The sequence below is a fragment of the Brevundimonas sp. TWP2-1 genome (assembly GCF_049897645.1).
Classification (GTDB): Bacteria; Pseudomonadota; Alphaproteobacteria; order Caulobacterales; family Caulobacteraceae; genus Brevundimonas.
The window spans coordinates 560,346-570,599 of sequence record NZ_JAFCWR010000001.1 but is presented as its reverse complement, the minus strand read 5'-3'; the positions used below and the strand labels follow the sequence as shown (position 1 = coordinate 570,599).

At 65.8% G+C, this 10,254-nt stretch carries 12 protein-coding genes and 3 tRNA genes; 5 read left to right on the top strand and 10 right to left on the bottom strand.

The window, feature by feature from the left end; translation table 11 throughout:
• The first annotated feature begins 30 nt into the window (after positions 1–30).
• From ACP7BH_RS02950 to ACP7BH_RS02940, 3 genes are read left to right on the top strand one after another with little or no spacing between them, the layout of a single operon-like run.
• Positions 31–609 (top strand): sigma-70 family RNA polymerase sigma factor, encoded by a 579-nt coding sequence (locus ACP7BH_RS02950; protein ID WP_425983867.1) that lies wholly within the window; start codon positions 31–33, stop codon positions 607–609.
• Entirely contained in the window at positions 606–1,244 is a 639-nt protein-coding gene (locus ACP7BH_RS02945) for a ChrR family anti-sigma-E factor (protein WP_425983869.1), read from the top strand. Before ACP7BH_RS02950 ends, ACP7BH_RS02945 begins: the two co-directional genes overlap by 4 nt.
• A complete protein-coding gene (locus tag ACP7BH_RS02940; RefSeq protein ID WP_425983870.1) occupies positions 1,241–2,044 on the top strand; it encodes a DUF1295 domain-containing protein in 804 nt (267 codons plus the stop codon). The genes ACP7BH_RS02945 and ACP7BH_RS02940 overlap by 4 nt, the downstream gene beginning before the upstream one ends.
• 2 nt (positions 2,045–2,046) lie before the next feature.
• Here the strand turns inward: ACP7BH_RS02940 and ACP7BH_RS02935 are convergent, their stop codons facing one another.
• From ACP7BH_RS02935 to ACP7BH_RS02895, 9 genes are all read right to left on the bottom strand, one after another.
• A complete protein-coding gene (locus ACP7BH_RS02935) occupies positions 2,047–3,003 on the bottom strand; it encodes a rhodanese-related sulfurtransferase (protein WP_425983872.1) in 957 nt (318 codons plus the stop codon).
• A gap of 28 nt (positions 3,004–3,031) precedes the next feature.
• Positions 3,032–3,108, bottom strand: a tRNA-Arg gene (locus ACP7BH_RS02930).
• 19 nt (positions 3,109–3,127) lie between these two features.
• Positions 3,128–3,433, bottom strand: coding sequence for an ETC complex I subunit (locus tag ACP7BH_RS02925; RefSeq protein ID WP_135195966.1), 306 nt, complete (start codon positions 3,431–3,433; stop codon positions 3,128–3,130).
• 77 nt (positions 3,434–3,510) lie between these two features.
• Positions 3,511–3,587, bottom strand: a tRNA-Pro gene (locus ACP7BH_RS02920).
• Positions 3,588–3,632: 45 nt separating this feature from the next.
• The gene (locus ACP7BH_RS02915; RefSeq protein WP_425983873.1) at positions 3,633–4,112 is read right to left on the bottom strand and encodes a DUF192 domain-containing protein; all 480 of its coding nucleotides are present in this window, start codon (positions 4,110–4,112) and stop codon (positions 3,633–3,635) included.
• Between the two features lie 21 nt (positions 4,113–4,133).
• Positions 4,134–4,673, bottom strand: coding sequence for a cold-shock protein (locus tag ACP7BH_RS02910; RefSeq protein WP_425983876.1), 540 nt, complete (start codon positions 4,671–4,673; stop codon positions 4,134–4,136).
• A 221-nt stretch (positions 4,674–4,894) separates the two neighbouring features.
• A tRNA-Glu gene (locus ACP7BH_RS02905) sits at positions 4,895–4,969 on the bottom strand.
• 77 nt (positions 4,970–5,046) lie between these two features.
• A complete protein-coding gene (gene recJ, locus ACP7BH_RS02900) occupies positions 5,047–6,858 on the bottom strand; it encodes a single-stranded-DNA-specific exonuclease RecJ (RefSeq protein WP_425983878.1) in 1,812 nt (603 codons plus the stop codon).
• 39 nt (positions 6,859–6,897) lie between these two features.
• Entirely contained in the window at positions 6,898–7,347 is a 450-nt protein-coding gene (locus ACP7BH_RS02895) for a hypothetical protein (RefSeq protein WP_425983880.1), read from the bottom strand.
• Between the two features lie 84 nt (positions 7,348–7,431).
• Between ACP7BH_RS02895 and phaC the strand changes: the two genes are divergently transcribed.
• Both phaC and ACP7BH_RS02885 read left to right on the top strand, forming a co-directional pair.
• The gene (gene phaC, locus ACP7BH_RS02890; RefSeq protein ID WP_425983882.1) at positions 7,432–9,372 is read left to right on the top strand and encodes a class I poly(R)-hydroxyalkanoic acid synthase; all 1,941 of its coding nucleotides are present in this window, start codon (positions 7,432–7,434) and stop codon (positions 9,370–9,372) included.
• Positions 9,369–9,746 (top strand): hypothetical protein, encoded by a 378-nt coding sequence (locus ACP7BH_RS02885; RefSeq protein ID WP_425983884.1) that lies wholly within the window; start codon positions 9,369–9,371, stop codon positions 9,744–9,746. The genes phaC and ACP7BH_RS02885 overlap by 4 nt, the downstream gene beginning before the upstream one ends.
• Here ACP7BH_RS02885 and msrB read toward each other — a convergent pair.
• Positions 9,743–10,246, bottom strand: a complete 504-nt coding sequence (msrB, locus tag ACP7BH_RS02880; RefSeq protein WP_425983886.1) for a peptide-methionine (R)-S-oxide reductase MsrB — start codon at positions 10,244–10,246, stop codon at positions 9,743–9,745. The two genes, ACP7BH_RS02885 and msrB, sit on opposite strands and share 4 nt — an antisense overlap.
• Positions 10,247–10,254: the final 8 nt, after the last annotated feature.

The window sequence follows — 10,254 nt, the reverse complement described above, 5'->3', positions numbered from 1 at the left end:
TTCACGTCGAATCCATGCCGGTCCCCGCGCATGAAGACACTCGACAATCCTTCAGACCCCCTCCTGCATGATCGGCTGATCGAGTCGATTGCGCTGCGTCGGGACCGGGAGGCCTTTGCAGCCCTGTTCGCCTATTTTGCGCCGCGCCTGAAAGCCTGGCTGATCAAGTCCGGGGCGACGCCCGGCGCCGCCGAAGATTTCGCCCAGGATGCGATGCTGACCGTATGGCGCAAGGCCGACCTGTTCGACTCATCAAAGGCCCGCGCCGCGACCTGGATCTTCACCATCGCCCGCAATCGCCGCCTCGACATGCTGCGCCGCGATGCGCGCCCCCTGCCGACGCCGGAGATCGAACTGGCAGGCGAGGATGTGCGCCGCCCCGACGAACTGCTGTCGATGTCGCAGGACGCAGACCGGGTTCGTGACGCCCTGTCTCGATTAAGCCCCGATCATGTCGAGGTCCTGCGCCTCGCCTTCTTCATGGACAGCTCCCATTCCGAAATCGCCAAACACCTCGACCTGCCGCTCGGCACCGTCAAATCCCGTATTCGTAACGCCATGACCAAGCTCCGCCTGATCCTCGCCCCGGCCGAGGAGGCCGCGCGATGAACCCGCAACGCAATCCTTCCGAAGAACGGCTGCTGGCCTATGCCGCCGGCACGCTCAGCCCGCCTGAGGCCGTCGTGATGGCCGCGCATCTGGCGATGCGGCCGGCGAACGACGCATGGGTGCGTGATCTTCAGGCCGTCGGCGGCGAGTTTCTCGACGAGGCGACGCCGTCTGCCCTGTCGCAGGATGCGCTCGCCCTGGCCATGGCGCGGATCGAAACGGACGCGGGCGAGGTGAAGGCGCTGGCTCCGTTGAACGACATGCCCGAACTGCCCGAGCCGCTGCGGCGCTATGCGCTCAGCCCCTGGCGTTGGGTCGGGCCGGGCATGCGGGTGCGCGATGTGCATGCGCCGCGTGACGGCGATTGTCGCGTGATCTTGCTGAAGATCGAATCTGGCCGAGAGACGCCCAAACACACGCACGGCGGCATCGAACTGACCTGCGTCATCTCCGGCGCCTATGCGACGGAAACCGAGCGATTCGACGTGGGTGACTTCGAGGAGGCCGATACGGAAGTGCTGCACCAGCCGCGCGTCGTGTCGGACGAACCCTGCCTTTGCGTCGTGGCGCTGGATGGCCAGATCCAGCTGGACGGCTGGATAGGCAAGCTGATTCAGCCGTTCGTTCGCCTGTGACCGGCTTGGCGGCGCTGTGGGGCGTTGCTGCCCTGTTTCTCGTCATCGTGATGTCGGCGGCGTGGCTGGTGCAGAAACGCACAGGCCAGGGCGGCTGGGCCGACGCCTTCTGGTCGCTGGGCCTGGGCGCGGCCGGCGTTGGTGTTGCGCTGTTTCCAATCGACGGCGCGGCGCCGTCCTTGCGGCAATATCTGGCGGCCCTGCTGATTGGTCTGTGGGGACTGCGGTTAGGCGCTCACATCGCCGCACGCGCCGCCCATGAGGGCGAAGACGCCCGCTATGCCCGGCTGCGCCAGGATTGGGGCGCCGGGTTTCAGGCCAAGATGTTCGGCTTCCTGATGCTTCAAGCCGGGGCCGCCGCCTTCCTGGCGCTCAGCGTCATGGCGGCCGCGCGCAATCCAACGCCCGGACTGACCCTGCAGGACGGTTTCGCGACGCTGGTCTTCGCAGGCGCGCTTTTCGGCGAGGCCGTCTCGGATCGGCAACTGTCGGCTTTCAAGCGCAATCCCGCCAACAAGGGCGGCGTTTGCGATGTCGGCCTGTGGGCCTGGTCACGTCATCCGAATTATTTCTTCGAATGGTTGGGCTGGTGCGCCTGGCCCCTGTTCGCCATCAATCTGAGCGGCGAATGGCCATGGGGCTGGCTGGCGCTGACGGGGCCGGCCTATATGTATTGGCTGCTGACCCAGGTGTCCGGCGTGCCCTTGCTGGAAGAACACATGCGGCGCTCGCGACCCAAGGCTTTCGACGCCTATGCCGCCCGCACCAGCGCCTTCTTCCCTCGCCCGCCGCGTCGCTGAACTCAGTCCTTGCGAGCGGTCCCAAGGTGAATGTCGCCGCGCTTGCGGGCGATTTCCATCTGCCTGTGGCGCTCGGCATAGCGTTCTCGCTGCGCGTCGTCGCGCGTGGCGTGGCAACGCTCGCAGCAGACGCCCTCGACGTAGTGGGGCGAGGCGCGACCGGCATCATCCACCGGCAAACGACACCCCCTGCAAAGCGTATGCGGCCCCTGGCTCAGCCCGTGCCCGACCGAGACGCGCTCGTCGAAGACGAAGCATTCGCCGCGCCATAGGCTCTCATCCTCATCCACCGTCTCAAGGTAGCGCAGGATGCCGCCTTCCAGGTGGTGGACGTTTTCGACGCCTTCCGCCTTCAGGAAGGCCGTCGATTTTTCACAGCGGATGCCGCCGGTGCAGTACATGGCCACCCGCTTTGCGCCGGTCTGCTCCAGCAGGGCGCGGCCCTCGGTGCGGAACCAGTCGGGAAAGTCGCGGAAGCTGCGGGTATTGGGCTGGATCGCCCCCTCGAAAGCGCCGATCTCGCCCTCGTAATCGTTACGCGTGTCGATGACCAAGGTCTGCGGATCGGCGATCAGCGCGTTCCAGTCCGTCGGCGCCACATAGACACCCGCCTGTCGCGCCGGGTCCAAGTCTGGCTGGCCCATGGTGACGATCTCGCGTTTGACGCGCACCTTCATCCGGTGAAACGGCAAGGTGCCCGTCCAGGCGTATTTGAGCTCCAGCGTCTCGAACCCCGGCATGGCGTGGATCGCAGAAAGCACCGCCTCGACGGCCGCCTCCGACCCGGCGATGGTGCCGTTCAGCCCCTCGGGGGCGACCAACAGCGTCCCCCTCACCTCCCCGGCGTCGCAAACGGCCTGAAGCGCATCGCGGACGGCGGCAGGATCGGCGACGGGTGCGAAACGATAAAGCGCTGCGACACGGACGGCGTGTTGGGGCGAGGTCTGAAGGTCGGTCATGGATCAGGCCCCTCGAAGGCGCCGGGGATGGCGCGCCCAGCAGGACTCGAACCTGCAACATCCCGCTTAGAAGGCGGGTGCTCTATCCGGTTGAGCTATGGGCGCTCTTGCAAGACGTCAGGCGTCAGTGCGTCCAGGACTGCTTGCGGTTGGTGGCGAAGTTGTCGGCGTAGGCCTTGATGATCATCGGCGGATCGTTCGGCTCGTGCAGGCGGAAGGCGATGCCGTGGCGTTCGGCGTATTCGACCGCCTCTTCCTTCGACTCGAAGGTCAGGCGGACCTGACCGTTCATGTCGCTGGAGCTGGTCCAGCCCATCAGCGGATCGATGGTGCGTGCCGAGGCCGGTTCGAATTCTAGACGCCAGTCGCGGCTCTTGGCCTTGCCCGACTGCATCGCGGTTTTGGCCGGGCGGTAAATGCGAGCCAGCATGGCGAAATCCTCAGTGACGGCGGGGCCTCTGGCCCTGCCATAACGCGCGCTGGACGGATGATCCAGCGGCATTCCGTTGGTCGGGGCGAGAGGATTCGAACCTCCGACCCTCTGGTCCCAAACCAGATGCGCTACCAGGCTGCGCTACACCCCGGACCGAACGGAGCGCTCTATTGGCACTTCACGACGCGATCCGCAATCAAGGCTTGAAATAAGGATGTAAAACTTTGTCGCCGGGCTTGGCGTTGATCTCTGCCGCCCGCCCGGCGCGCAGTTCCAGCACGCCGTTGGCGGTGCCGTTCGATGGAATGGGCGCTTCCGAGAAGGGCGTGGCGTGGGACGCGATGGAGACGATTCGTCCCTGGGGGTCGATGTAGAGGATGTCCAGGGAACTGGGCGTGTTGCGCATCCAGAAACTCTGCTCGCGCGGCGCCTCGCCCGGCCATTGGAACAGCATGCCGCGGTCGTCTTCCAGCGGCGGACGGAACATCAAGCCGCGCTGCCGCTCAGGCTCTTCGTCGGCGATCTCGACCCAGAACGGATGCTCGCCGGAGGTGGTGACCACGGCCAGCTTCTGCAGAGGTTCGCCATCGGGGCCGAGCGGCGGCTTGGCGGCGCAACCGGCGACGGCGAGCATCAGCAGGCCCGCCATCAGAAAACGTCTCGTCGCTTCGATCATACGCCTCTCCTGGGCGCCGGATCAGTCGCCCGTTCTGATGTCCGCGACCACCAGGCCTTTCGGGCCGTTGGCGAATCGCACCCGCACCGCATCGCCGGGAATCAGATCTTCCAGGCCGCAGCGCCGCAGGGTCTCGATATGGACGAAGATATCGCCAGGTTCGCGATCACGCACGACGAATCCGTAGCCCTTGGTGCGATTGAACCATTTGACCAGGGCTGTCTCCAGCTCTTCGTCGGACTCAACGGGTGAACGAGGCGCGGTCACAGCAGCGGGGCGACGCGCGACCTGGACCGTTTCGCCGTCCCCCAGGTCGTGGATTTCGATCGTTTGCCAGCCCTTCGAACGTTTGACGCAGTCGCAGGTAATGGGCGCGCCCTCGTCGGCGGCGTCTCGGCCAAGGTCGCGCAGGCTGCTGATGTGCAACAGGACGTCTCGCATCTCGGTCAGCGTCGGGTCGTCCGGCACGATGAAGCCATAGCCCTTCGTCGCATCGAACCACTTCACGCGCCCTGTGACGCGAACGGTCTGCGCCGTTTCCGTCTCGCTATAATCAGACACTTAAGAACCCCCGCCCGCGCCTCCAGCGGACTCGTCTTTATATTTAACACTGTTCCGCGAAAGTTTGAAAAGCGGAAAATGCACGTGCGGGGCGAAGTGTGGGCCTTGGAGGACCGAAGATGCAGACGCGACACGATCAGCGGCTGCGCTTCCGCATCGTCTGAAATGTAAGGTTTTTTCTGTTTCTGGGAGCCTTAGGCTCTACCGGAGGCCTGCCCGCGTGGCAGTCCCTAGGGGAGTCGAACCCCTCTTTTCAGGTTGAAAACCTGACGTCCTAACCGATAGACGAAGGGACCGCTGCGCGGGAGAGCCGGCGATATAGCCGCGCCCTCGGGACGGTGCAAGCTTGGATTTCGAGTTTTTTGGGCGGCCGTCAGATCATTCGAGGGTCAGCGACATCCTCGATCTCGAACTGCACGCCCTTGCGGCCGTTCCAGTCGTCGGCCTTCAGCCGCCCGACGATGTTCAACCCGCCCTGTCCCGACAGCAAGGCCTGACCAGACGGTAGATCGGCGCAGCGCCAGGCGATGGCCTTCACCGAGGCGCCGTCTGCGCCGACCAGGCGACAACGGACATGACCGCCATTCATCGCCACGGACTCGCGCGCCTGAACACCGGTCAAGGCAAAGCTAGGCTCGGGGTTGGCGGGACCGAAGGGCGCCAACTGCTCGAACGATTCGAACAGGTCGCGCGTCGCCGCGCCGGGATCGATCAGGGCGTCGATCTCCAGCAGGTCCTGCGCCACAGCCTCGACCCGTTCGGAGGCCAGCCGCTCGTTCAGGAAGGCTGTCAATTCTGCGACCCGCGCGCTGTCCATCGTCAGGCCGGCGGCCATGGCGTGACCGCCCCCCGCCATCAGGATGCCGCTCTCCCACGCCGCCTGGATCGCACGACCCAGGTTCATGCCGGGTTGAGATCGTCCCGACCCCTTGCCCAGTCCCGTCACGGGATCGACGCCGATGACGATGACAGGCTTGCGCCAGCGTTCGCGCAGGCGGCCGGCGACGATGCCGACGACGCCGGGGTGCCAGTTTTCGCCCGCGACCACGACCACCGCGGTATCGTCGGCATGAACGCCCGTGGCCTCCACGAGCCGGACGGCGGCGTCTGTCACGGCCCGTTCCACGTCGCGCCGCGACAGGTTCAGCGCATCCAGTTCGGCCGCCAGCGATTCGGCTTCGGCCGGATCGTCGGTGGACAATAGCCGCGCGCCCAGGTCGGACCGCCCGATCCGACCGCCGGCGTTGATGCGGGGGCCCAGGATGAAGCCCGCATGATTGCTCTTTGCCGGGCCCTGTTCCGCGCCCGCTGCCGCCAGCAGGGCGCGCAGACCCGGATTGCGCCACTCGCTCATGACCTTGAGACCCAAGCCGGTCAGAGCCCGGTTGAACCCGGTCAGGCCCGTGACGTCGCAGATGGCCCCCAAGGCCGCGAGGTCCAGCCATTGGCGGATGTCGGGCTCTGGCCTTTCTGCGAACAGGCCGCGCCGCCGTCCCTCGCGGTTCAGGGCCGCCAGAAGCACGAACACCACGCCCGCTGCCGCCAGATTGCCCTGACCGGAGGTGCAACCCGGCCTGTTCGGGTTGACGACGGCCAGGGCCGTCGGCGGCTCGCTGCGCATCAAATGGTGGTCGATGACCACGACGTTCAGGGCGATGTGGGCGGCATGGGCCAACGCCTCGTTCGCCGCCGCGCCGCAGTCCACCGTGATGACCAGATCCGCGCCCAAGGCCTTCAGAGTGTCGAACGCCTTGGCGCTGGGGCCATAGCCTTCGGTCAACCGGTCGGGGACATAGATAGACAGCTCGTGACCCATGGCCCGGAACCAGCGCACCAGAAGCGCCGCGCTGGACGCACCGTCCACGTCATAGTCGGCGAAGACGTGAATATTCGCGTTGGCCTGCAGAGCGTTCAGGATCGCATCGGCCGCCGCATCCATGTCCATAAAGCTTGACGGGTCGGGAAACAGAGCCCGCAGGGTCGGGTTCAGGAAATCGGCCCCCTGATCCGCCGATACGCCACGCGACGCCAGGGCGCGGGCCAGAAGCTCGTCCAGCCCGAGGCCCTGCATGTGGGCGCGGGTCGTCACCGCATCCGCAGGTCGCTGACGCCAGGCGCGCCCTGAGAGAGACCGGGACACGCCCAGAAATGCATTCAGTGTCTTTGCGCCGCCGTCATCCGCCATCAGCACGTTATCGCGGGATTCTGCATCCCCGGCGACCGGTCATTGCGTCGGGCGGCGATCAAGCGGCGGCGGCGCCTTGGCGCGATCGCGCAGGCTCTGGGCGAAAGCTTCGATGTCCGCCTGGGTGCGGGCGGCGTCGGGCGAAACCGGCACGGACTGGACCGCAGCCGCCGTCTCGGCGGCGAGAGCCTCGGGATCGGTCAGGGTCCAATCGATCCGCGCGATCTCGCTGCTCAGCGTCGTGCTGTCATTCTGCAGGCGCTGAGCATTGGCGGCGACCTGTGCGACGGGCGGCAGGTCGGTGGGCGCGGCCGGGAAATCCTCCCAGCGGGGATAGTGGCGATTGGCGTCGACCAGTTCCTGAACACGCGGCGCCAGCGGCGAAACGGGCTCGGTCTTGGACGCAGAACCGCCGATGCAGCCGGCCAGCGGCGCTGAGATCGCGACTGCGGCGATCAGGATCATCTTTTTCGAATTCAGCGCGTTCATTTCCTGGCTGGTCTTATGCCATCATCGCCACGCGCGGAAGGGCGGATGAACCGGCCTCTGGTGCAGGAAGCGCGAAGGACGATCATGGCCAAGCTCCCAAAGACGCCGACAGACGCCGCCGAACGCCCGGCGCGCAAGGCCGGACGCCCGACCTCCGCCAAGCCCCGCCCCCAGCGCCAGCCCAAGCCGAAGCCTGCCGGCTCGCAGGATGCGCCGGCTGAAACCGTCGCCGAGGTCGCGCCTGAACCGACCTTCCCCGGCGCCGCACAGGCCGAGATGATCGAGACCCTGTCGATGAACCTGGCCAAGGCGGCCATGATGGCTCAGAGCGCCATTGCAGAAGCCGCCCTGACCCAGGCCGACCGCCCCGCCGCCCTTTCTCCCGATCCGTTCAATGTCGCCCCCGCGATGACTTCGGTCATGACCAGCCTGGCGGCACAGCCCGACAAAATGATGCAGGCGCAGGCCGACCTGTTTGGCCGATACATGCAGCTGTGGTCGTCCACAGCGCGGCAGGCGGCTGGCGAGGCGCCCGACCCCACCCCGGCCGACAAACGGTTCAAGGACCCGGCCTGGTCCGAAAACCCGATGTTCGACATGATGCGGCGGTCTTATCTGCTGACCTCGGACTGGATGAACGGCCTGATCGCGGGCGTGGAGGATGTCGATCCGACGCTGAAACGCCGCGCCCAGTTCTTCACGCGTCTGCTGACCGACGCCTTCTCGCCGTCGAACTTCCTGGCGTCCAATCCCGTCGCCCTGAAGGCCCTGGCGGAAACCAGCGGCGAATCGCTGGTCAAGGGGATGCAGAACTTCGCCGCCGATCTGGAGCGCGGCGGCGGCGCGCTGCGCATCAGCCAGGCGGATTACGGCAAGTTCGTCGTCGGCGAGAACGTCGCCACCGCGCCGGGCCAAGTCGTCTGGCGCGGCGAGCTGTTCGAACTGATCCAGTATGCGCCGACGACCGAGACCCAGCACGAGATCCCGCTGCTGATCTTCCCGCCGTGGATCAACAAATTCTACATCATGGACCTGCAGCCGGCGAACTCGCTGATCCGCTGGCTGTCCGCCCAGGGCTTTACGGTGTTCGTCTGTTCCTGGGTCAATCCGGACAAGGACAAGGCCGGTTTCGGCTTCGACCAGTATCTGGAAAAAGGCATCTATCGCGCGGTTGAGAAAACGCTGGAACAGGCCGGGACCAAGCAGTTGAACGCCGTCGGCTATTGCATCGGCGGCACCCTGCTGGGCGCCGGCCTCGCGCACATGGCGGCCAAGGGCGACAAGCGGGTCGCCGCCGCCACCTTCTTCGCCGCCCAGCACGACTTCGCCGAGGCTGGCGACCTGCTGCTGTTCACGGACGAGCACTGGATCGCCGAGATCGAGCGTCAGATGGATGCGGCGGGCGGCGTCCTGCCCGGCGCAGCCATGGCCGAGACCTTCAACGCCCTGCGCTCCAATGACCTGATCTGGTCCTTCTTCATCAGCAACTATCTGCTGGGCAAGGATCCGCCCGCCTTCGACCTGCTGTTCTGGAACGCCGACCAGACGCGGATGCCCAAGACGCTGCATCTGGACTATCTGCGCCAGATGTATGGGGCCAACGCCCTGGCCCAGGGCGCCTTCCAGATCGGCGGACTGACGGCGGACCTGTCGAAGGTGACGATTCCGCTGTATTTCCAGGCCAGCCGCGAGGATCACATCGCGCCGATGAACTCGGTCTATCGCTCCGCCAAACTGTTCGGGGGCAAGGACGTCACCTTCACCCTGGCGGGATCGGGCCATATCGCCGGCGTCATCAACGCCCCTGCGGCCAAGAAATACCAGCACTGGACCAATGCCGCCCTGCCCGCGACCCTGGCCGAATGGCAGGCCGACGCGTTAGAGCATGCCGGCAGCTGGTGGGAGCATTGGTCTGCATGGTTGGCCAAGCGTGCCGGAAAGCAAATCCCCGCCCGCGATCCTGAAAAGGGGCCGCTCAAGCCCATCGAGCCGGCCCCCGGCAGCTATGTGAAAGTGAAGTCTTGAACCGTATCGAACCCAACGCCCTGCTCGCGATCAGCACGGGGGTGGCGCTGATCCTGCTGATCATGACGGCCAGCGTCTTCGGCGAACCGGGCAATACGGTGAAATACATCATCTCGGCCGTGATCTGTTCGGCCGCCTTCGTCCTGCTGAACGGGCGTATGGCCAAGGCTTTGAAGCGCCCGGCGATTCAACCGATGATCCACCCCGACACGCCCGGCACGGCGGTTTGGGCTGGCATGTTCCCCCTGATCGTCATCGGCATGGCGTGCGCGCCGGTCTTCTTTGCGGGCCACGATTATGGGCTGTTGGTGATCATAGCCTCGGTCATCTTCGGCCTGACCGTCGATTCCGCCATTCGGGCGCGGCGTGGTTAGGCCGCGACGAACTTCAGCGCCACGCCGTTGTTGCAGTAGCGCAAGCCGGTCGGACGAGGGCCGTCGTTGAACACATGTCCCTGATGCCCGAGGCAACGGGCGCAGTGATATTCCGTACGTGGAATGCCGATGGCCAGATCGCGCTGTCTGCCGATGTTGGCGGCCATCACGTCATAGAAGCTGGGCCAGCCGGTGTGGGAATCGAACTTCCACTGCGACCGAAACAGCGGCAGGTCGCAACCCTTGCACACGAAGGTTCCGCGCCCGTGCTGGTCGTTCAAGGGGCTGGAATAGGGCCGTTCCGTCCCCTCGTGCCGCATCACGCGCCATGAGGCGTCGCCCAGTCGCCGTCGCCAGTCGGCATCGGAAACGCGACGATAGGGCGAGGTCGCATACTGCCCCTCCCCGGCCTCGGAGGTTTCGGGAGAACAGGCGGACAGGGCAAGCGTGCCGGCGCCCATCAGAAAGCCCCGGCGATGCACGATCAGGGACTGGGTCATGCCCTTCA

What these genes read in the sequence shown, in the direction of transcription:
- recJ (WP_425983878.1), bottom strand. Translation starts at nt 6,858, where the DNA reads ATGGCGGATGACGGCGGCGCAAAGACACTGAATGCATTTCTGGGCGTG.
- phaC (WP_425983882.1), top strand. Translation starts at nt 7,432, where the DNA reads ATGGCCAAGCTCCCAAAGACGCCGACAGACGCCGCCGAACGCCCGGCG.
- ACP7BH_RS02950 (WP_425983867.1), top strand. Translation starts at nt 31, where the DNA reads ATGAAGACACTCGACAATCCTTCAGACCCCCTCCTGCATGATCGGCTG.
- ACP7BH_RS02895 (WP_425983880.1), bottom strand. Translation starts at nt 7,347, where the DNA reads ATGAACGCGCTGAATTCGAAAAAGATGATCCTGATCGCCGCAGTCGCG.
- ACP7BH_RS02945 (WP_425983869.1), top strand. Translation starts at nt 606, where the DNA reads ATGAACCCGCAACGCAATCCTTCCGAAGAACGGCTGCTGGCCTATGCC.
- ACP7BH_RS02935 (WP_425983872.1), bottom strand. Translation starts at nt 3,003, where the DNA reads ATGACCGACCTTCAGACCTCGCCCCAACACGCCGTCCGTGTCGCAGCG.
- ACP7BH_RS02915 (WP_425983873.1), bottom strand. Translation starts at nt 4,112, where the DNA reads ATGATCGAAGCGACGAGACGTTTTCTGATGGCGGGCCTGCTGATGCTC.
- msrB (WP_425983886.1), bottom strand. Translation starts at nt 10,246, where the DNA reads ATGACCCAGTCCCTGATCGTGCATCGCCGGGGCTTTCTGATGGGCGCC.
- ACP7BH_RS02925 (WP_135195966.1), bottom strand. Translation starts at nt 3,433, where the DNA reads ATGCTGGCTCGCATTTACCGCCCGGCCAAAACCGCGATGCAGTCGGGC.